This is a genomic window from Enterobacter sp. 50588862, assembly GCF_001462935.1.
Lineage (GTDB): Bacteria > Pseudomonadota > Gammaproteobacteria > Enterobacterales > Enterobacteriaceae > Enterobacter > Enterobacter bugandensis.
Map to the genome: position 1 here is coordinate 748,853 of NZ_LNHM01000007.1, position 20,690 is coordinate 769,542.

The window sequence follows — 20,690 nt, forward strand, 5'->3', positions numbered from 1 at the left end:
TAAGCGCAGCGCTACCCGGCAAGATAGGCCTCTACAGGATTAAAGCCCGCAGTGCCCGACGTGCGTCAGGCTGAACATCATGCGGGTGCTGATAATCAATGTTTTCGATTGCCCGGTTATAGAGGGCAACCAGCCAGTCATAAACGTACGCGGTGGCCGCATGAACAGGCTGCTCCCCCAGACGCGTCAGGCGCGGTGCGGCACTGCTGACGACGGGCGTAACAAAGATTGCCTGACCTTTGCGAATGCGGCTTGCGGGGCGTTCTGCTGACGGGGTCTGGTCGTAACCCAGCCAGCCAACGAAATTCCCTATCACCGCATGCAGCTGCGCCGCGCTGCTTTTATCCGCGTCGACAATTTGCTGAAGCTGTTGCGGCAGATTAAGCCGGTAGCTGGTTACCACCAGCACATCCGCAATTTGCTGCAGCACCGCGGGCTCCAGACCAAGACGGGCGGCGGTAGCTTCATTGCGGCTCCACTGGCGCAGATGATTTATCCATACTCTGTGCGCCAGGCGCGCTTTGTCTTTTGTCTGGAATCGTCCTGCGCTTTCCTGGGCGTTATCGGCGAACAGATCGATGGTGTCCGTGAACAGCCCGTTCACCTGCTCCTCGCGCGGCTGCTGAACGGCGAGCAGCGTTTCAAAGGCTTTCAGCGGCGGCAGCAGGCCCTCAAGCAGCTCCCCGTGACGGGCGGCACTGCTTTGCAGCGTGCGCACCATATTTTCGGCCTGAGCACGTCGTGTACCCGGTTCCTCAACCAGCGGCGCCAGATAGCTTTGCATCAGCGACGCGATCTCCTGCCGCAGCAGGTTTTTCAGCGTGCCAAGGCGCTTCTGCCGCTGTGCCGGGAGCGTCGCCTGAGACAACCACTCAATGACGCGCTGCATGCTGTGGCTGTCCAGCGCCTGCAGAGTTCCCCAGCGCAGGCCTGGCTTGCCCAGCAGATGCTGTACGGCTTCATCGAGATTCTGTCGGGTAGTGAAACGAGCGTCATGCGGTGTGATCGCCCACACCAGCCCCGGCAGGGCAGACTCCTCGGCAGGCTGGGTCTCTTTAATCCAGTTAATTAACACTTTTGCTTTTTGGGCCGTCTGCTCGTGCCGCGCTGTCGCGTTGCAGATAACCAGCACATCCGGCTGGAGCTGCTGGCGGTAATGTTCAAGCAGCCACTGGCATTTAGCCTGTACTAAAGGATCGGCACTGCCGTCTTCAAAGACCGGAATATCAATGATATCAACGTTATCCAGCGCGCCATTCTCAACCGGCAAGACCAGCTCGCGGGTAAGGAAAGCAAGCACGTCGACCGGGATGCTGATGGCGTTGAGCATTTCACCGTTGTTCAGCGGATGAAGCAGCGTCTCCTGAGTTTCCTGCTGGGTTAAGGTGCCGTGCGTCAGGAACCCTTCACCAGGCAGACCAAAGCTGTCCACCAGCAGGCTCAGCGGCGCAGCCAGCTCGCTCGCATGGCTGGTCTGATGCAGCACGTGGGCAAGCTTCAGCCACTGCTGGGTTAACTCCTGTTGCTCGCCCCACAGCAGCGACCAGACGCTGGCGCGGGTGCTGAGATCGAGCGATGGCACCAGCTGGGCAAACTCATGCCACAGGGCGTCATCAATTTGCTGTCTCGCGGCGGGTACCGTGCTTTGCCAGAAACGCGAAATCGCACCCACATCCTGCGCCGTGATGCCGGGCACGCTCTGCGGCTGGCGAAGGCCGCGCCATTTCTCCAGACGCGTCTCAATGACCGCCTTATCCACCGCGCGCATCTGCGGGTGCAGCGTCGTGCGGGCAATAAACAGCTGTACCAGTTCGGCCTCTGTCACCAGGCTCAGACGCAGCGGAAACGCCTCATCCGCTACCTCCGGGGTGTCTCGGGTGAAGCGCACGGCCATGTTGGTCAGGGCATGCCCCGGATTGATATGCGAAAAATAGTCAAAGTTGCGCTGGCCCGGCGTCACGTTCAGGCGCCCGTTACCGCTGCCGCACAGCGACAGCAGCAGGTGTGCTTTGGCGCTCTGAGAATGGCCGTAAAGACCAATGCTGCTACGGCGGGTCAGGGCGCGTTCAATGGCCTGCTCCCGCGCCTGCGCCGCGTTGATGCGAGCAAGCAGGGCATCAGCATCGTTATCCAGCACAGGGGCGTTCAGGCGCGTCTCATTAATCCACCCGATTAAGGCCTGAGTGGTGGTCGTGGTCGCTGTCATTTCAGGTATACGCTCCCGCTGTCGATCCAGTAGTGGCTACCGCTGTGTCGGCGATCGGCCAGGGTATTCAGTTTGAAGGTTAACGCGTCAGGCGCAACCGGCGTGCCGTCCTGCAGCCAGGCATCGCTGAGCTCGAAGGCCTCCGGGCCCTCCTGCTTGCTGCCGCCGCAGAGCTTAAGCCGCACGTTAAGCACGCCGTCGCCGGCAATCGCTTTTGCCAGTTCAGCCGAGTTGATGCTGAGCGTATAAAGCGGCGTGGCGGGCCAGCGCGCGTTCGCCAGCTGGCGGAAACCGAGGGTGACGTTACCGCGCAGCGGGAAGTGCAGCCGCGCGTCGAGCTTCGCGCCGGGTTTATCGAGATCGATATCCTGATACCAGACGTTCTCCTCGCGCAGGGTGTTGACGGTGTTATCCAGCACGCCGAGATAACGCACCGTTGAATACGCGCCAATGTCCGCGGCCTTAAAGTTAAAGCGCGGCAGACGCAGATCGAGCGCCAGGCTGCAGAGCATGGCCCCCACCGCGGCGGTCGATTTCGGGTTGCCTATGCGCCCCTGCTGGCTGAAGGGATACCACTCGTGAACCTGATATTTATCCAGCCAGACGATGCGGTTGACCGGCACCGGCTGCAGATGCCGAATCAGCGCCTGAACGCCCGGCAGGCAGCCCGGGCGCCCGGTGATGAGCAGAATATCGCAGCTGTAATGGGAAATCGCTTCACACACAGCGTGGAGCGGCGAGGTCAGCGTAAACTGACCGGCCAGCATTGCATCCTGCATTTCGCGAAAGTTCACGTGCAGCGGCACGGCGAACAGGTCGAAGGCTTCTGAGCCCGCCGGCAGGGCATGATCGATTGCCTGCTGAAGATAGTTCATCACGTTGCGGGTTGGTTTCTGCGCAAGGAGTTCGCCAAAGGTGGCATGCAGGCCCGCCAGCGGATCGTCAATGTCGCTGGCTTCCCACGCGGAAAGAATGGCGTGGCCAAGCGGCATAAAGAGCTGAAGCGCCGTTTGCTGGCGCAGTACCGCCTGGGTATCAATACGCCCGGAGTCGCCGAACAGCGACGCCATCAGCAGCGAGGCGTCCGCAATGCCGGATTTCTGCAGCTGCGTTTGCAGGGCGGGCAGGACATAGCGCTGAATCACGTCCAGCAGGGTATCGTCGCCCGCCACCTTGAACCCTTCGCGGAACAGCAGCTGCGGGGTGATTTTGACGTTATTACCGGAGCCGTCATCAAGCTGGTAGTGGGTTATTGCCATATCCGTGGTGCCACCGCCGATGTCGATAGACGCGACGCGTAATGCGCGCCCCGGCTGCACGCCTGGCTCAGGTTCACGATCCGTGCGGGCGAGGGAGGCGAAAAAGGCTTCCGTCTGGCCGCCAAAATGGGAAATCGCTTCGTTATACAGCCAGACCAACTGACCGCAGCTGGCTTCATCCCACTCCATCTGGATCTCAGGGACCGGCACCACGCTTTTTTCCTGCTGCTTGCGGGTGGCAAAATCTTCATCCTGCGGGTGCCAGCCCATCGCTTTCCAGACGATGGCAATGGCTTCAAACATGCGGCGACGGAAAATCTCGCGCTCCTGCTTCGGCATGGCCGAGGGCAGGGTCAGGATCAGGGTGCGCAGCTGGCGCGGCGAGGCCGGGAAGCCCAGGCGCAGGCGGGTGGCGACGCTGTTGATCTGGCCCAGCGCCTGCGCCAGCAGCTCGCACAGCATGTGCGTCATCAGCGTGCTGCGGCTGTACTGCGGCGAAAAGACCGGCAGCCGCTCGTCCTGCGGCAGCGTAAACAGCGGCTCACCGTCATCGTTCATCAGGTTCATCAGCGGAAACGCCGTGGCGAGCGGTTCACGCTGGGTTTTGCCGTTCATCTGGCTGAAGCGCCAGTCCTGCACGACAGGCGTTTCATCCCACAGGTAGCGGCGCGGGCTGGAGATGCCGCTGTTACCTTCGGTTCCCAGGCGCTGCATCGCCAGCTTGCGGGCTTCATCGCCCACGCGAACAATCGACGGCCAGACAAACGCATCTTCGCGACCGCTTTCCACCGAGAAGTGCTGTTTGCCAAAACGCGCTTCGGAGAATTCAAGACGGCTGGTAAAGAGAGGCTCGTTCAGGAACTGCGGCTCGCTTAACGAACGAACCTGCAGCTCGGCGGTCTGCCGGAGCCCGTCGTTTGCATCACCGTGGTCTTCAATAATGACGCCGCAGGTGTGGGTGTTGCCCACGTCGAGGATCAGGTCGACCGGAATGGCAGGCGTGCTGAGCGTATGGGTGACAAATTTAACTTCCGGAATGGTGAGCTGTTCACCGAGCATGGTCAGTACATTGAGCCAGTGGGCCTGATATTCAAAACTGCGCATCGCCTGATGCAGGTCGCGTTCAGAGCGGTTTTCCACGCCGTCGGCATACTGGGTAAATGCCTCGCGCAGCCAGCCGTCAATCCAGGTCTGGTCGAGGAAGCTTTCTACCTCACTATCGCGCCACGCCAGCGCAAAGCGGGTTCCGTTCAGAATATCGTTTTCAACCGGCGACAGGGCGGAGGTGGCATGCTCCGCGATCTGGCTGTCGAGCGCGAGGGTGACGCGGTGCGAGTTGCCTGCCGTGTCGGGCTTCTCGAGCTTGCGCACCTGAACGCGCGCCCAGTTATCCGGTCCTTCCACAAAGGTCCGCGGCGGGTTGAAGCGCAGGAAGGGCACGGGAAGCCAGACGCCGTCCAGCACGGCAAGGGACTGATGCAGCGGAATGGTGGTTTCCGGTTTAACCACTTCAGGCTGACCGCCGTTCGTCCCCGGCAGGGTATAGCGCCCGTTCACCAGGTCGAAATCGAGTCGCAAAAGGGGGCCGTTCGCGGTTTTACGTACGAAGCGCCCGTTGCTGGCGGTGTCCTGCGGCGTCAGGCCGAAATCCAGGAACTGCACGCCGCTGTTGGCAATAAGCGTGACGCTTTGTTTATAGTCGCAAAGATTTACCAGCATAGGATCAGGCACCTGCTTTCTTGAACGTCAGTGGGACGACGGTGTTGGCATCGTAGCGAGCGCGACATTCTGCGATATCGCTGGCCCCGGCTTTACAGGCGACTTCCGGCATCGGATAGCGGGAACCGTCGGTGCAGCGGGCATTGCCGCGACTTTTAATCATCAGCTCGCCATTGCTGTGCAGCCCGGAGAAAATCTCCGCGCGGCAGACAATGTTGTCGCCGTGCACGACGCGGGCGAAACCTTTATTGTTCTGGATTTGATAGCGCATTGACGGCGGCTTGCCGGTGACCGGATCTTTCACGTCGAGAACCGCGCGCCAGGTACCGTTCAGGAAGCGCGTCGACCCGGCTTTCACCTGACCGGCTTCCATCACCATGGCATCTTTCGGGATCGGAACAATTACCACCGGTGCGGCTTCAGGCGCAGGCGCGGGTTCTTTTTCTTTACTGGCGACGACCTCAGCCTGATGCAGGGGGAGATTCATAGCCAGCGGCTCTACCGCTTTGATCGGCTGCGGTGCAATAGCCACGGGCTCAGGAGCCGGTGCCGGAGCGGGCTCTGCCGAAGGGGCCTGTTTTGGCCACAGCAGCGGCGCGGCAACGGCTGCCACAATCACGGCGGCAACCGGCAGGGTCCACAGGGGAATGCGACGTTTTTTCGTGACGGCAACAGGCGCAGGTTCCTGAGCGGGTTGCGCAACAACCGGCGCGGGCTCCGGCTCATACAGTTCTTCCGGCGTAATACGCACGGCGGCGACGGGCGCAATCAGCGGCTCGTCTGCTTTTTCAAAGGTGATGGCCGGTTCGGGCTCGGTTTCTGGCTCGGGCTCTTCAATCACAACGGGGGCAGGCTCGGGGATCAACGCTTCACGCAGGCAGTCGAGCACATCGTCGCGCGCATTTTCGTTCAGGTTTACAAAACCCCAGAAGCAAATAATCGGCTTTCCTGCGACCAGGAAAACAAAATTCTCGCCGGGAAACTGAAACGCTTTCGACAGCAGCGAGCCGAAAAGCTGCTGCGCGGTTTTGGGCGACTGGAGGCATTTCTTGCTTAACGACTCAACGCTGGCAAGCGTGTTTTCCAGATAGCGCAGGGCGCGATAGCGGTCGTCTTCACTGGCCGCTTTCCAGCTGGTGACGCTTCCCTCAACGGGGGAATACCAGTCCACGCGGTCGCCGCTGTCGTTGACCTGAGGAATAGCCAGACAGTCCACTATGGCCTGCTGTTTGCGCAATCGAAGCGCTTCCCGGATTTGTAACGCTGATTCAAAAACGGCCTGTCCGCCGCCGCCAACGGCCTGAAAATCATCCAGATTACCGCTGCGTAAAAGAGTTTTTGCCACGATTTGATCCCATATACTTCTTCACACCGTTACTTTAACGAAACGAGGAAGCAAACAAACGGAGGAAGAGACGCTAAAAGCGCCGATTTCTTGCGGCATAGATCGTGACGGTTGTGCTTGACGAATAACGTCACTTAAGGCAAATCACCTATTTTTGCACTGGCGGCAAAACCGGCAAAAAACGCGGCTTTAGAATAACCTGATAGTGTTTCGTTATTTGCCAGGTGATAAGGGCTGTGCTGTTATTACTGACCTATATAATAAAACTGTCAGGGTTATAACTATGTCTACAGGGAAAACGCTGCTCGCCCTTGCGCTGAGCGCTCTTTTACCAGCCAGTGCCGCATGGGCGGCAAACAACGACACCCTTATTTACTGCTCCGAGGCATCGCCAGAGTCGTTCAACCCGCAAATCGCCAGCTCCGGCCCGTCGTTCGTGGCCAGCTCTCAGGTTCTGTACAACCGCCTGATCAATTTCGACCCGGTGAAAAATACCCCGGTACCGTCACTGGCGGAATCCTGGACGATTTCACCGGACGGCAAGACCTATACCTTTACCCTGCGCAAAGGGGTGAAGTTCAACAGCAACAAATACTTCAAGCCGACGCGCGACTTTAACGCCGATGACGTTATTTTCTCGGTGATGCGTCAGAAAGACCCTAAACACCCGTACCATAATGTGTCCCAGGGCAACTACGAATACTTCAACGATGTCGGGCTCGATAAGCTGATTCAGGACGTAAAGAAGGTCGATGATTATCACGTTCAGTTCACCCTGAGTGAACCCAACGCCGCGTTCCTGGCCGACTGGGGAATGGATTTCGCGTCGATCCTTTCCGCCGAATACGCCGATGTGATGCTGAAAAAAGGCACGCCTGAGAACGTAGATACCTGGCCGATCGGCACCGGGCCCTATGTGCTCCAGCAGTACAAGGTGGACTCGCTGATCCGCTACGTCGCTAATCCGAACTACTGGGATGGCGAGGTGCCGACCAAACATCTTATCTTCTCGATCACGCCAAACGTGGAAACCCGCCTGGCGAAATTACAGACCAACGAGTGTCAGATTATTCCTGCGCCGTCTCCGGTTCAGTTTGACGTGATTAAAAAGAACAAAGACCTGACGCTGCACTCTGTCGATGCGCTGAACGTCGGCTATCTGGCGTTTAACACCGAGAAAAAGCCGTTCGATAACGTGCTGGTGCGTCAAGCGCTGAACTACGCGACCGACAAGAAGGCTATCGTTAATGCGGTCTTTATGGGCTCCGGTACGGTGGCAAAATCGCCGATCCCGCCAAATATGCTGGGCTTTAATAAAGATCTGCAGGACTACAGCTACGATCCTGATAAAGCAAAAGCGCTGCTGAAGCAGGCCGGACTGGAGAAGGGCGCAGAAGTCACGCTGTGGTCAATGCCGGTTCAGCGTCCGTATAACCCTAACTCGCGTCGTATCGCGGAGATGATCCAGAGCGACTGGGCGAAAGTCGGCGTGAAGGTCAAAATCGTCTCTTACGAGTGGGGCGAATACCTCTCCGGGATGCGCAAAGGCGAGCACGACTCCGCGCTGTTCGGCTGGATGTCCGATAACGGTGACCCGGACAACTTCGCCGATGTGCTGCTGGGCTGCAACAGCATTAAAACCGGGTCAAACGCCGCGCGCTGGTGCGATAAGGGTTATGATGCACTGGTGCAAAAAGCGAAGCTGACCAGCGATCCGGCCGAGCGTGCGAAACTGTACGGCCAGGCGCAGGAGATTTTCTACCAGCAGGCACCGTGGATCGCGCTGGCAAACGGCAAAACGTTCTTTGCAACCCGCAGCAACGTGACCGGATACAGCGTGAGCCTGATGGGCAGCGATTTCTCTAAAGCGAAGCTGAACTAAGCATTTATTGCCGGGTGAGGCGTAAGCCACAACCCGGCAAAAACAAGGAGTGACAATGTCACATTTAAACGAAGTTACCGCCCGCGTGGATGCCGCCATCGAAGAGAGCGTCATCGCCCACATGAACGAACTGCTGATTGCATTGAGCGATGATGCCGATCTCAGCCGTGAAGACCGTTACGGCCAACAGCAGCGTCTGCGTACCGCGATTTCGCACCACGGTAAGCAGCACAAAGAGGAGATGGACACGCGCCAGGAACAGCTGACCAGGGGCGGCACCATACTGTAATCAAAACTGGCGTCGCGCTACCAGCCAGGCCCCGACGACCAGCATCACCGCGCCGCTTACCGGGCCGATCAGCGCGCGCAGGGGAATGCCATGGCTTCTCAGCATGTCAAGGACCAGCCCGCCAATCAGCTGGCTTGCGACCAGCACCGCGATGGTCGTTGCCGCGCCAACGTTCTGGTAGCCGCTGATGCTGGCAAACACAAAAAACGACCCCAGCAGCCCCGGGATCAGCGTCCACCAGCGCACCGTTGCGGCCAGCTCGCTGAACCCGGCGAAGCCCTGCTTCAGCAGCAGAATGCTGACAAACAGCACAATGCCGACCAGGGAGTTCAGCAGCATTGCGATAAGAATGGTGGAGGAGGACTGGGTGATACGCACCATTAAGGTGTTTTGCACCACCAGACCGATCCCCGCCGCCACCAGGAACGCCAGCGTCAGCGACTGATTCATGGGATTGCGTCCGGGTCGCTGCGCTCGTCCAGCTGCAGCTGCATAAAGGTTAAGTCCAGCCAGCGGCCAAACTTGGTTCCCACCTGCGGCATCTGCCCCGTGGTCACAAAACCGAGCGTTTCGTGGAGGTGAATCGAGGCCTTATTTTGCGCTTCAATGCCGGCCACCATCACGTGTTTGCCGATGGCGCGGGCCTCGTTGATCAGCGCTTTCATTAACGTCCGGCCAATGCCTTTACCCTGATGCTCCGGATGGACATACACCGAATGCTCAACCGTGTGACGAAAGCCGTCGAAGGCGCGCCAGTCGCCGAAAGAGGCGTACCCGGTAACCACACCATTTTCCTCAGCCACCAGAACCGGGTAACCCGCGAGCGTGCGGGCCTCGAACCAGGCGATTCGGTTATCGGTATCAACGGTTTTATCGTTCCAGATCGCGGCAGTATGCAGCACCGCATGGTTATAGATCTCTCCTATCGCAGCGCAGTCTTCTTTACAGGCGTGACGAACGATCATGATTAAACCTCTGTATGTTGTTTACTATAGTATTACGCTATAGATATGATATTACACAACTGTATCGTCAGAGCGCTACGTGAGAATGATTATGAGCCCCATTGAAACGGCCTTCATACGCTTTAGTATGACGTTATGAACACAATAACAGACACAATGAATCAGCGTATTAGCGCCAGAATTCGCCTCGAACGTGAATCACGCGGCTGGTCTCTTAGCGAGCTGGCCGAGCGGGCAGGCGTATCTCGCGCCATGATCCACAAGATAGAGCGCGGCGACAGCAGCCCGACGGCAACCTTGCTTGCCCGCCTGTCAGGCGCGTTTGGGATCAGCATGTCGACCCTGATTGCCAGAGCCGAGATGCAGGAGGGAAAACTCCTGCGCCTGGCGAACCAGCCCGTCTGGCGCGATCCGCAAACCCACTACCTTCGTCGCCACGTTTCTCCCCGTACCGATCTGCCTATCGATCTCGTTCAGATTGAGCTGCCCGCGGGGAGCGACGTCCCGATGCCGGCGTCCTCCTACGCGCTCGCGCGGCAGCTGATCTGGCTGCAGTCCGGCGAGCTGGTTTTCCAGGAGGGCGATACTCGCCACGAGATGAAGGCCGGAGACTGTCTGGAGCTGGGGCCGCCAAACGACTGCCGTTTTATCAACGAAACGAACGAAACCTGCATCTATCTTGTGGTCCGGCTTAACCAGTCTGCCTCGTAATGTTAAGGCGATAATGCCGATCGTGAGCCAGGCTGTAATGACATTTGTACCAGAAGGAGATCCTGATGAATCACTCTGTTTCGCATAACCGCCGCTGGGTGCTGGCCTCTCGTCCACAGGGCGCACCGGTCGCGGAAAATTTTCGTCTGGAAACGCAGCCTGTTCCGGAACCGGGTGCGGGGCAGCTTTTGCTTCGTACCGTCTGGCTGTCGCTGGATCCTTATATGCGGGGTCGCATGAGCGACGCGCCATCCTATTCACCGCCGGTTGAGCTCGGTGCGGTGATGGTGGGGGGAACGGTCAGCCGCGTTGAGCAGTCAAACCATCCCGACTTCAAAGCCGGTGAATGGGTGCTGGGCTACAGCGGCTGGCAGGAGTATGAACTTTCGGACGGCAGCGGCCTGGTGAAGCTGGGCGACAATCCGTCTCATCCTTCCTGGTCGCTGGGCGTACTGGGTATGCCGGGCTTTACCGCCTATATGGGGCTGCTGGATATCGGGCAACCGAAAGCGGGTGAAACGCTGGTGGTGGCTGCGGCGACCGGCCCGGTTGGCGCGACGGTTGGGCAGATCGGCAAAATCAAAGGTTGCCGGGTGGTCGGCGTCGCCGGTGGCGCAGAGAAATGCCGCCATGCCGTTGAGGTTCTCGGGTTTGACCTGTGCCTGGATCACCACGCCGCGGATTTTGCCGACCAGCTCAGGCAGGCCTGCCCGAACGGCATTGATGTCTACTATGAAAACGTCGGCGGGAAAGTGTTTGACGCCGTGCTGCCCCTGCTGAACACCTCCGCGCGCGTGCCGGTGTGTGGTCTGGTGAGCGGCTACAACGCGACGGGCTTGCCTGACGGGCCGGACCGCCTGCCGCTTCTGATGGCGACCCTCCTCAAGAAACGCATTCGGATGCAGGGCTTTATCATCGGTCAGGACTATGGACACCGCATCCATGAGTTCCAGGAAGAGATGGGGCGCTGGGTGCAGGAGGGAAAAATCCACTATCGCGAACAGGTGACGGACGGGCTGGAAAACGCCCCCGAAGCGCTGATTGGCCTGCTGGAAGGACGAAACTTCGGCAAAGTCGTGATTCGCGTCGCGAGTGACAATAAATAAAGCGCAATATGGCGGGGTTTCCCGCCATATTTATTTGTGAAGATACGATATATTGTCTTTAATTACTGGACATGACTTTTCGCGCCATCATCCCCGATGAGCCCGAAAACGATAAAAAAATGACGTTTGCTTTTTTTGCTGTTTTTGTACTTCCCACCACCAGGCATGACGATACAGGATATATCGTACCGGCGCCGTTTTATTAAAACTGGCGTTTAAAAATAGCATTAAGTTTTAGCTACAGGAATTACACATGCTTGATTTGGATCACTTAGAAAAAGCCCAAAGGGTTAGCCTTACCATGCAGGTTGAACACAGTTTGAAAGGGGCGTTAATTACAGGCTCTCTCAAACCAGGAGCACGACTGATTACGAAAGAGATTGCTGATAAATTAGGCACCAGTATTACGCCGGTCCGCGAAGCGCTGCTGCGCCTGGTCTCCTCAGGCGCGCTACACGCCACCCCAGCGCAGGCATTTCTGGTCCCTGAGGTGACGCTGGAGCGTTATAACGAGATTAACGCCATCAGAAAACAGCTTGAGCCCATGGCAGTCGCCGCAGCATGCCAGAACATGTCTGATAGCAAGCTGGAGACGTTGCGCAATTTGTCGGAGGCCTTTCATGAGGCCTTGCGCAACGGGAACGTTCAGCAGGCATTGCACGCAAATCGCATCTTCCGCTTTACGCTTTATCAGTACGCGGAAATGCCCACGCTGAATGCATTAATTGAACAGCTTTGGGTGCGCATCGGGCCTTGCATTAACTATCTGCACCAGGAGCTTAATGACATTAAGGAAGCGACGTATCACTATGACGAACTGCTTTCAGCCCTGGAACGCCGGGATGTTGACGCCAGCCAGAAGGCGATAGAAAAATCGATTGATGAAGCGAATACGCTTTTACAGCGACAATATTTTAACTGAGAGATAATTTAACAGAGCGACTATATACCGCGTTTAATTATTTATCTGGTGAATAACTCCTGATGGCATTTTGCCATCAGGATCGTTATTTTCGGTATAAAATAAACTTTACTTATTTCTTACTCGAATCGATAAGAGACAGACAGCCCTACGCCGTAGTTACGGCCAGGCGCTGGCTCGTAATAACGCCCGTTGGATTCGTTGACAATAACCGAGCCAACGTACTCTTTGTCGAACAGGTTATCTACGCGGCCAAAGACGTCCATCCCCCAGTTGCCGTAGTTGAATTTATACCCGGTATTCAGCCCGACCACCGTGTACGATGGCGCTTTCGCCGTGTTCTCGTCGTCGGCCATGATATCGCTCATGTAGCGCACGTCCGAGCCCGCGTACCAGCCTTCTTCAGGCTGCCAGCCAAACGACGCATAGCCCATGTTGCGGGCAATGCCCGGCATACGGTTGCCGTTACAGTCCGCGTCGCCGCAGACGTTGGTCCGGTAGGTGGCATCAAGGTAGGTCCACGCCATTTTCAGCTTCCAGTTCTCAGCAAACTGCTGATCGAGAGACACTTCGACACCCTGACGGCGGGTCTTTCCGGCATTTTTATAGCTTGTGCGGCCACCAGAGCTGGCATCCACCACGATCTCGTCATCCGTATCGGTGCGGAACAGCGCTGCCGTCAGCAGGCCATTGCCAATGCGGGTTTTGCTGCCCACCTCATACGTGTTGTTCGTGGAAGGCTGCAGGCCGATATTCAGGCCGCCCTGGTTATCGGCGCGATACGAAAGCTCGTTGATGGTTGGCGTTTCGAACCCACGCCCTGCGGCAGCGTAGAGGTTCCACGCGTCCGTCACCGCATACTTCACGGAGCCCGCCGGGAGCCACTTGTGATAGCTCGCGTCACCGCTGTCGTCGCCGTTGCCCGGCGTAACGTAATGGTCGTTAGAGTCAAACCAGACCGAGCTATAACGCACGCCCGCATCCACGGACAGTTTCTGTGTCAGCTGCCAGCTGGTCTGCAGATAAGGGTCAACGTTCCACATCAGGTTACGTTCGTTCCGGCGTTTATCACCCTTCACGCCGTAGTCCGGCACGCCGTTGTTCATCACAAAGTTCTCGTACCCGCGACGATCTTCACTCATGTTTTCATAGTTCAGACCGGTGGTGAAGGTGACCGGCACCAGCAGCTCGCCGCGGTGCGTCCAGCGGGTATCAACCCCCTGATAATGACGCTGCATATCGATCACGCCGCCGGAGTGAGAAGGCCTCAACTGCGGCTGGTAGGGAATCGACTGGTACTGGGTCATTTCACGCTCGCCGGCGTACATCATCACGCTGAGATCGTCCTGAGCGCTGAGCTGGCGGTCGTAGCGCAGCCCCGCCTGAGTCTGCTTGATGGTCTTGCGCGTGTTGTACTGATCGCCACGCGGGGACTGACGCGGGTTATCCTGCCACTCCTGATAGCTCAGCCCGCCCGGATCGTTTGCTTTCATGTCCACGCTGTTAAAAATCAGCGTCAGCTTGCTGGCATCGTCAATGCGTACGCCCAGTTTGGCATTAGCGAGATTCTTCCGCGCGCCGCTGTGGTCGCGGTAGCCTTTAGTGGTGAAGCGGGTGGTGGATACGGTGTAATCCACGTCCCCGGCATGGGTGCCATCGCCCATTGCGCCGGTGGCTTTCATGCCGTAGCGCCATGTCCCGTAACTGCCGTAATAGCTGCTTGCCTCGATGGTCGGCGGCTGCTGCCCGGTTTGCGTATTGATGTTAATCACGCCGCCAGAGGCATTGCCATACAGGGCGGAGAAGGGACCGCGCAGAACCTCAACGCTGTCAATGCTGGAGAGATCGATGTTGGAGGTCTGGCCCTGTCCGTCCGGCATGGTGGCTGGAATACCATCGACGTACATGCGAATGCCGCGCACGCCAAACGTTGAGCGGGCACCAAACCCGCGCATCGAAAGCTGGAGATCCTGAGCATAGTTCTGACGGTTCTGAATCTGTAGTCCCGGAACGCTGCCAAGCGATTCGGAGAGATTAATGCGCGGCGCGGCGTGGCGCATATCCTCGCCATTCACGACGCTGACCGCCGCCGGAGTATCAAGCTCTGATACGGTTTGCGGCGTGGCGCTGACGATCATGGTCTGTTCCTCTGCGCTCATCGCGCTTAGAGGCGCAAAAACAACGGGAACCAGCAGCAGCGGGAGAGATGCCTTACGGGCAGATATGATTTTCATGAGTAAAACCGGTTGTGATGTATAAACGAACCAAATGGAACATGTCCATACATGTTAAAGGTTTTGTAAATGTTTTGAAAACTATAACCGCACATTGCGTTAATGAAAGGCACCAGGGAAAAGAAAAACTCCACTTTTAACTTATTAATGATTACTATTCTCATCATCAAAACGGCAATGCCATGACGTTGCCAGCCGGAAGCGATGTCAGCAGTACCCCCAATTTTCAAAAAAGGAATTGTTATGTCTTTACGCCATCTGTGCTCGCCACGCCTGAGTACGTCTCTGCTGTCTGCCGCTTTACTGTTTGCCGGAACCTTCCAGGCGCATGCCGCCGAAGAGATGCTGCGTAAAGCGGTGGGTAAAGGTGCCTATGAAATGGCGGTCAGCCAGCAGGAGAACGCCCTGTGGGTTGCGACGTCGCAAAGCCGTAAACTCGACAAGGGTGGCGTTATCTATCGCCTCGATCCTGCTACGCTGGAGGTGACGCAGGCCATTCATAGCGATCTCAAACCGTTTGGTGCCACCCTCGACGGCGCGACGCAAACTCTGTGGCTGGGTAATACGATCAACGGCGCGGTGACGGCCATTGATGCGAAAACGGGCGACGTGAAAGGGCGACTGGTGCTTGATAGCCGCGAGCGCAGTGAAACCGTCAAGCCGCTGCAGCCGCGCCAGCTGGTGGCGGATGACGCGAGCAACACGATTTACATCACCGGTGTCGGCAAAGAGAGCGTGATTTGGGTCGTGGATGGCGCAACGCTGAAGCTGAAAGAGACCATTGCCAACACCGGCACATACAGCACCGGTCTGGCGCTGGATGCAAAGGCAAAACGCCTGTACACCACCAATGCAGACGGTGAGCTGGTCACCATTGATACCGCCACCAACAAAATCCTGAGCCGCAAAAAAGTGCAGGACGACGGAAAAGAGCACTTCTATCTGAACCTGAGCCTGGACACTGCCGGTCAGCGCGCGTTCCTGACCGATTCAAAACAGCCGGAAGTGCTGGCGGTGAGCCTGAAAGACGGCAGCGTGATCGAGAAAATCGCCGCGCCTGAATCCCTGGCCGTTCTGTTTAATCCGGCTCGCAATGAAGCCTACGTGACGCACCGTGAGGCCGGCAAGGTGAGCGTGATTGACGCGAAGACCTACAAAGTGACGAAAACGTTCGATACGCCGGTCTACCCGAACAGCCTGGCGCTCTCTGCGGATGGCAAAACGCTTTACGTGACGGTGAAGCAAAAATCTACCCGCCAGCAGGAAGCGACCCAGCCTGACGATGTGATTCGTATCGCGCTGTAATATAAAAAAAGGGAAGGCATATGCCTTCCCTTTTTAATGCCTGTGTGATGCTTAACGCGAGGTCTCTTCCACCAGCGGCGCGTCGTGTTTTTCATCGTCTGGATGAACCGGCGCGGTGCTGTGAATTTCGTGAACGCGCTTACGCACGCCGAACCAGCCAGCGATCAACAGCACGGCCAGCAGCGGGATGGTGGCGATGGTATAGGTGCCGTTCGGGTAGTCGAACGCCATCAGCACCAGCACGCTGAACAGGAAGAGCAGGGTAAGCCAGGAGGTCACCGGCGCGCCCGGCAGCTTAAAGCTGATATCTGCGGCTTTGCCTTCTTTAATGGCTTTACGCAGACGCATCTGGCAGACCACGATAAAGGCCCAGGAAGCGATAATGCCGAGTGCGGCCACGTTCAGAACGATCTCAAAGACCTGAGACGGCACCAGATAGTTCAGGAATACGCCGAAGACATACACCACCAGCGTGGCAAGAATGCCCGCGTAAGGCACGTGCTGCTTGCTCATCTTCGACATGAACTTCGGCGCTGAACCGCCCATCGACATGGAGCGCAGGATACGCCCGGTAGAGTAAAGACCGGAGTTCAGGCTGGAGAGCGCCGCCGTCAGCACCACGATGTTCATGATGCTGCCCACGTAAGGCACGCCGAGCTTCGAGAAGAAGGTGACGAACGGGCTCTGGCCGGCCTGATAGGCGTTCCACGGCAGCAGCAGAACCAGCAGCACCACGGAGCCGACGTAGAACAGACCGATACGCCAGATCACGCTGTTAATGGCTTTTGGCACCATCGTTTGTGGGTCTTTACATTCGCCCGCAGCGGTACCGACCAGCTCAATAGAGGCAAAGGCAAAGACCACGCCCTGCACCAGCACCAGCGCAGGTAGCAGACCGTGCGGGAAGAAACCGCCGTTATCGGTTATCAGGTGGAAGCCGGTAGCATTGCCATCGAGCGGCTTGCCGCTGCCGAGGAATACGGTACCGACCACCAGGAAAATCACAATAGCGAGCACTTTGACCAGCGCAAACCAGAACTCCATCTCGGCGAACCACTTCACGCCGATCATGTTCATGGTGCCGACGATCGCCAGCGCGCCAAGGGCAAAGACCCACTGCGGCACATCACCGAACGCGCCCCAGTAGTGCATATACAGCGCAACGGCGGTGATATCGACGATACCGGTCATCGCCCAGTTGACGAAGTACATCCAGCCTGCCACGTAGGCGGCTTTTTCACCGAGGAATTCTCGGGCGTAAGAGACGAAGCTTCCGCTGGAAGGGCGATGCAGTACCAGTTCACCCAGCGCGCGAAGAATGAAGAAAGAGAAGATCCCGCACACCAGATAGACCAGGGCGAGAGCCGGGCCCGCCATCTGCAGACGCGCGCCAGCACCTAAAAACAGACCCGTTCCGATAGCGCCGCCGATGGCGATCATTTGAACCTGACGGTTGCCCATCGCTTTGTGGTAGCCCTCTTCGTGGGAGTTCAACCAGCGACGTTTCGCAGCGTGATGATCGGCTGCGCTTTTATTGCTTGTTTTCATTGAGTTACCTGTTTGCCTGTCTGAACCATTATCGTGATAGTCCTGCCTGGCAGAGCGCAATACAAACGATTGCTTCTGCGCAAACACATGCCGCCTTCCCAGTCATTCTGCGTATGGATAAGGCGAAACATGGCGAGGCATCCTACCTGCAATTGATAAGCGACGCAAAATATAACCGTGCCGAAAGTGATGCAGGTCGAAGGAAATCGTGTGGTCAGAGCAGACAAGGTTTACAACGCGCTGAATCGTGGTGCTTTTTTAGTCAAAACAATTATTGAAGTGCTGCTTTAATCATCAGAATATCTTAATAATTGCATAGGGGGAGGGCGTCAGGCTGCTGCGCTTCACTGGCGTTTCATTAACAAAACTAAAACGCTATGATGCAATCCGTTTTCTTCAGCATGTCCAGGCGGAACGGTGAAAATCAATATTATTGGTACCAGCGGGAGCGGAAAAAGTACGCTTGCCCGACGCATCGCAGCGGAACTGGCGCTTCCCTACATTGAGATGGACAGGCTCTACTGGCGGCCCGACTGGCAGAGAACGCCCGATGAGGAATTACTTGCAACGCTGGCGAATACCCTTGACGCCACGCCTGGCTGGGTGCTCGACGGTAACTACAACCGCACGCGCCCGGTGAAGTGGCGTGATGTGGATATGGTCGTGTGGGTCGATTGCGGGTTCACCCGCACGCTCCGGCAGGCGGTCACGCGTGCATTCAAACGCGCATGGCACCGGCAGGAGCTGTGGCCCGGCACAGGAAACCGTGAAAGCTTCCGCCGCTCATTTTTCAGCCGGGAGTCAATCATTATCTGGACGATCAAAACCTGGCGCAGTAACCGCGAGCGCTATGAAGCAGATATGCAAAATCCGCAGTATGCCCATATTCAGTTTGTCCGCATTACCTCCCGGCCGCAGGCCGACGCGCTGATTTCAACGCTAAAATCACACCGTTAGCAGGGCTATGCTTTTCTGATTTCCGGCAAACCAAATGTAAATTAATTGTTTCTCAGTGGTGAAATACGCCTTTAATAATGTCGACATGTTAAGTCAAACGAGAACGCAACATGTCATGGCGAATCAGCATTCTGGATAAAAGCCCCATCGCTGAAAACGAAACGGCTGCCGATGCGCTGGCGCGGACGTTAGCGCTGGCGCAACAGGCAGAAAATCTGGGCTATCACCGCTTCTGGATTGCCGAACACCACAACACCCCACAGCTTGCCAGCCCTTCGCCGGAGCTGCTGATTGCCTGGATCCTCGGGCAAACGAAACGCATCCGCGTGGGCTCTGGCGGCGTCATGCTTCAACACTACAGCCCCTATAAAGTCGCTGAAAACTTTAACGTTCTGGCCGCGCTGGCTCCGGGTCGCGTGGATCTGGGCGTCGGGAAAGCCCCCGGCGGTTTGCCGCTCTCAACCCGCGCGCTTCAGCAGGGCCTGAATCAGCAGGAAAAGGGCAGCTTTGCCGAACAGCTGACGCAGCTCGATCGCTGGATCCGTCCTGAAAACCAGTCGGCGGAAGAGGCCGTTCGTGCCACGCCGTTGCCGCCGGTCCCTGCACAAGGTTTCCTGTTGGGGGCCAGCCCCGAAAGCGCGCTGCTCGCCGCATCGCTCGACTGGCACTTTGTTTTTGCCGCACACCTGAACGGCGATCCGGAGCTGCTGCGCGAGGTGGTATCGATCTGGCGGAAGAACAGCGCGCGGGAGGTGATTGTGGCGGTGCAGGCGGTTGTCGCGCCGACCCAGGCCGAAGCGGACGCGCTGGCGCAGAAGGTCGAAGTGTGGGGTGTTGAGCTGGCAAACGGCCAGCGCGTAACCGTCGCCAGCGAGGAGCAGGCCTACGCCTTTGCCCGTCAGGCGGGGAGCGAGCCGGTGCGCATTGCCCGTCGGGCCCAGTCGCTGCTGGCGGGCACTGCTGAGTCGGTGCTGGAACAGCTTAACGCGCTGCACGAACAGTGGGGCATTGACGAATTTATCATCGACACGCCGGTCGCGGAGGGGGCAACGCGCGTCGCGTCTCTGCGTCTGCTGGCCGAGGCGCGTCTTAACAGGGAGGTCACCGTATGAGCTTCGGCGAACAACTGATTGCCTGGCGTCGTGAGCTGCACCGGAACCCGGAGCTGTCCGGCCAGGAAGTGGAGACCACCGCGCGCCTGCGCCAGTGGCTGACGAATGCCGGTATTCCCCCACAGCCTTACGATCTGCCGACCGGGCTGGTGGCGGAAATCGGAACCGGTAGCAAGCTGATTGCGCTGCGGGCAGACATTGATGCCCTGCCAATTGAGGAGCGCAGCGGCGTGCCGTTTAGCTCGCAGCATGCAGGGGTGATGCACGCCTGCGGACACGATATCCACACCAGCGTGATCCTCGGCGCCGCGTTAAAGCTCAAAGAGCGGGAAGCCTCGCTTAACGGCCGGGTGCGTATCCTGTTTCAACCTGCCGAAGAGAACTTTGGCGGTGCGAAGAGTATGGTGCGTGCCGGTGCCCTGCGTGACGTCAGCGCCATTTTCGGCATGCACAACGAGCCCGGCCTGCCGGTCGGTGAGTTCGCCACCCGCGGCGGGCCGTTTTACGCCAACGTCGACCGCTTCGTGATCCGCATTACCGGTAAGGGCGCGCACGCCGCACGTCCTCACGAAGGCAACGACGCCATTGTGCTGGCGAGCCAGCTGGTGACGGCGCTGCAAAGCGTCGCCAGCCGCAACGTCAACACGCTGGATTCGGTGGTGCTGAGCGTCACCCGCATCGCAGGCGGCAACACCTGGAACGTGCTGCCGGAAAGCGTCGAGCTGGAAGGCACGCTGCGTACCCATCGCACGGAGGTACAGCAGAACGTGAAGGCCCGCGTGGGCGAAATCGCCGCCGGGTTTGCCAGCGCCTTCAGCGCGCAGATCGACATCACCTGGTATGCCGGGCCCACTGCGCTGGTGAACGACGAGCGCTGGGCCGACTTCGCCACCTCCGTTGCCAGAGAGGCAGGCTATGAAACCCGGTATGCGGAGCTACATATGGGCGGGGAAGATTTTGCGGTCTACCTGCAGTCTGTTCCCGGCGCGTTTGTCAGCATCGGCAGCAACAGCCCGTATGGTTTACACCACCCGGCGTTTAATCCTGACGAAGCCCTGATCGAGCCCGCAGCCCGCTATTTTGCACAGCTGGCGGAAAAAGCCCTGCAACACGTTTAATTTTGGAGAGGT

Annotated in this window: 16 protein-coding genes; 9 read left to right on the forward strand and 7 right to left on the reverse strand. The window is 57.9% G+C overall.

What is annotated here, in order from left to right; all coding sequences use genetic code 11:
- Positions 1-31 precede the first annotated feature (31 nt).
- The 3 genes from APT89_RS03970 to APT89_RS03980 are packed head-to-tail and all read right to left on the reverse strand — an operon-like array spanning position 32 to position 6,529.
- Positions 32-2,206 carry a virulence factor SrfC family protein gene (locus APT89_RS03970; protein WP_060571766.1) on the reverse strand — a complete coding sequence of 725 codons (2,175 nt, stop codon included), beginning with the start codon at positions 2,204-2,206 and terminating at the stop codon, positions 32-34.
- Positions 2,203-5,184, reverse strand: coding sequence for a virulence factor SrfB (locus APT89_RS03975; RefSeq protein ID WP_060571767.1), 2,982 nt, complete (start codon positions 5,182-5,184; stop codon positions 2,203-2,205). Before APT89_RS03975 ends, APT89_RS03970 begins: the two co-directional genes overlap by 4 nt.
- Before the next feature lie 4 nt (positions 5,185-5,188).
- On the reverse strand, positions 5,189-6,529 hold the full coding sequence (locus APT89_RS03980) for an SrfA family protein (RefSeq protein ID WP_045630494.1): 1,341 nt from the start codon (positions 6,527-6,529) through the stop codon (positions 5,189-5,191).
- A 283-nt stretch (positions 6,530-6,812) separates the two neighbouring features.
- On the opposite strand from APT89_RS03980, the gene APT89_RS03985 reads away from it, so the two are divergent.
- Together APT89_RS03985 and APT89_RS03990 are read left to right on the forward strand one after the other, a co-directional pair.
- Positions 6,813-8,411 (forward strand): ABC transporter substrate-binding protein, encoded by a 1,599-nt coding sequence (locus APT89_RS03985; RefSeq protein ID WP_060571768.1) that lies wholly within the window; start codon positions 6,813-6,815, stop codon positions 8,409-8,411.
- A 55-nt stretch (positions 8,412-8,466) separates the two neighbouring features.
- Positions 8,467-8,700, forward strand: a complete 234-nt coding sequence (locus tag APT89_RS03990; RefSeq protein ID WP_060571769.1) for a YdcY family protein — start codon at positions 8,467-8,469, stop codon at positions 8,698-8,700.
- On the opposite strand, the gene APT89_RS03995 is transcribed toward APT89_RS03990, so the two are convergent.
- Together APT89_RS03995 and APT89_RS04000 are read right to left on the reverse strand one after the other, a co-directional pair.
- Positions 8,701-9,150: a DMT family transporter gene (locus APT89_RS03995; protein WP_060571770.1), complete on the reverse strand. Its 450-nt coding sequence runs from the start codon at positions 9,148-9,150 to the stop codon at positions 8,701-8,703.
- Positions 9,147-9,665: a GNAT family N-acetyltransferase gene (locus APT89_RS04000; protein ID WP_045260624.1), complete on the reverse strand. Its 519-nt coding sequence runs from the start codon at positions 9,663-9,665 to the stop codon at positions 9,147-9,149. The genes APT89_RS03995 and APT89_RS04000 overlap by 4 nt, the downstream gene beginning before the upstream one ends.
- A gap of 135 nt (positions 9,666-9,800) precedes the next feature.
- On the opposite strand from APT89_RS04000, the gene APT89_RS04005 reads away from it, so the two are divergent.
- From APT89_RS04005 to APT89_RS04015, 3 genes are all read left to right on the forward strand, one after another.
- Positions 9,801-10,376: a helix-turn-helix domain-containing protein gene (locus tag APT89_RS04005; protein ID WP_028013292.1), complete on the forward strand. Its 576-nt coding sequence runs from the start codon at positions 9,801-9,803 to the stop codon at positions 10,374-10,376.
- A 65-nt stretch (positions 10,377-10,441) separates the two neighbouring features.
- Positions 10,442-11,482, forward strand: coding sequence for an NADP-dependent oxidoreductase (locus APT89_RS04010; RefSeq protein ID WP_045630490.1), 1,041 nt, complete (start codon positions 10,442-10,444; stop codon positions 11,480-11,482).
- A gap of 253 nt (positions 11,483-11,735) precedes the next feature.
- Positions 11,736-12,404 carry a GntR family transcriptional regulator gene (locus APT89_RS04015; RefSeq protein WP_060571771.1) on the forward strand — a complete coding sequence of 223 codons (669 nt, stop codon included), beginning with the start codon at positions 11,736-11,738 and terminating at the stop codon, positions 12,402-12,404.
- Between the two features lie 119 nt (positions 12,405-12,523).
- Here APT89_RS04015 and pqqU read toward each other — a convergent pair whose 3' ends face one another.
- On the reverse strand, positions 12,524-14,638 hold the full coding sequence (pqqU, locus tag APT89_RS04020) for a TonB-dependent receptor PqqU (protein WP_041909791.1): 2,115 nt from the start codon (positions 14,636-14,638) through the stop codon (positions 12,524-12,526).
- 243 nt (positions 14,639-14,881) lie between these two features.
- On the opposite strand from pqqU, the gene yncE reads away from it, so the two are divergent.
- Entirely contained in the window at positions 14,882-15,943 is a 1,062-nt protein-coding gene (gene yncE, locus APT89_RS04025; RefSeq protein ID WP_060571772.1) for a 7-bladed beta-propeller protein YncE, read from the forward strand.
- Between the two features lie 51 nt (positions 15,944-15,994).
- Here the strand turns inward: yncE and ansP are convergent, their stop codons facing one another.
- On the reverse strand, positions 15,995-17,491 hold the full coding sequence (gene ansP, locus APT89_RS04030) for an L-asparagine permease (protein WP_028013287.1): 1,497 nt from the start codon (positions 17,489-17,491) through the stop codon (positions 15,995-15,997).
- 417 nt (positions 17,492-17,908) lie between these two features.
- On the opposite strand from ansP, the gene APT89_RS04035 reads away from it, so the two are divergent.
- The 3 genes from APT89_RS04035 to APT89_RS04045 all read left to right on the forward strand — a co-directional run bounded on the left by APT89_RS04035 (position 17,909) and on the right by APT89_RS04045 (position 20,678).
- Positions 17,909-18,448 carry a (d)CMP kinase gene (locus APT89_RS04035; protein ID WP_060571773.1) on the forward strand — a complete coding sequence of 180 codons (540 nt, stop codon included), beginning with the start codon at positions 17,909-17,911 and terminating at the stop codon, positions 18,446-18,448.
- A gap of 110 nt (positions 18,449-18,558) precedes the next feature.
- Positions 18,559-19,560: an MsnO8 family LLM class oxidoreductase gene (locus APT89_RS04040; protein WP_060571774.1), complete on the forward strand. Its 1,002-nt coding sequence runs from the start codon at positions 18,559-18,561 to the stop codon at positions 19,558-19,560.
- Positions 19,557-20,678, forward strand: coding sequence for an amidohydrolase (locus tag APT89_RS04045; RefSeq protein WP_060571775.1), 1,122 nt, complete (start codon positions 19,557-19,559; stop codon positions 20,676-20,678). The genes APT89_RS04040 and APT89_RS04045 overlap by 4 nt, the downstream gene beginning before the upstream one ends.
- Positions 20,679-20,690: the final 12 nt, after the last annotated feature.

Coding starts and splice junctions, on each gene's coding strand:
- APT89_RS03970 (WP_060571766.1), bottom strand. CDS start 2,206: ATGACAGCGACCACGACCACCACTCAGGCCTTAATCGGGTGGATTAAT.
- APT89_RS03975 (WP_060571767.1), bottom strand. CDS start 5,184: ATGCTGGTAAATCTTTGCGACTATAAACAAAGCGTCACGCTTATTGCC.
- APT89_RS03985 (WP_060571768.1), top strand. CDS start 6,813: ATGTCTACAGGGAAAACGCTGCTCGCCCTTGCGCTGAGCGCTCTTTTA.
- APT89_RS03990 (WP_060571769.1), top strand. CDS start 8,467: ATGTCACATTTAAACGAAGTTACCGCCCGCGTGGATGCCGCCATCGAA.
- APT89_RS03995 (WP_060571770.1), bottom strand. CDS start 9,150: ATGAATCAGTCGCTGACGCTGGCGTTCCTGGTGGCGGCGGGGATCGGT.
- APT89_RS04000 (WP_045260624.1), bottom strand. CDS start 9,665: ATGATCGTTCGTCACGCCTGTAAAGAAGACTGCGCTGCGATAGGAGAG.
- APT89_RS04005 (WP_028013292.1), top strand. CDS start 9,801: ATGAACACAATAACAGACACAATGAATCAGCGTATTAGCGCCAGAATT.
- APT89_RS04010 (WP_045630490.1), top strand. CDS start 10,442: ATGAATCACTCTGTTTCGCATAACCGCCGCTGGGTGCTGGCCTCTCGT.
- APT89_RS04015 (WP_060571771.1), top strand. CDS start 11,736: ATGCTTGATTTGGATCACTTAGAAAAAGCCCAAAGGGTTAGCCTTACC.
- pqqU (WP_041909791.1), bottom strand. CDS start 14,638: ATGAAAATCATATCTGCCCGTAAGGCATCTCTCCCGCTGCTGCTGGTT.
- yncE (WP_060571772.1), top strand. CDS start 14,882: ATGTCTTTACGCCATCTGTGCTCGCCACGCCTGAGTACGTCTCTGCTG.
- ansP (WP_028013287.1), bottom strand. CDS start 17,491: ATGAAAACAAGCAATAAAAGCGCAGCCGATCATCACGCTGCGAAACGT.
- APT89_RS04040 (WP_060571774.1), top strand. CDS start 18,559: ATGTCATGGCGAATCAGCATTCTGGATAAAAGCCCCATCGCTGAAAAC.
- APT89_RS04045 (WP_060571775.1), top strand. CDS start 19,557: ATGAGCTTCGGCGAACAACTGATTGCCTGGCGTCGTGAGCTGCACCGG.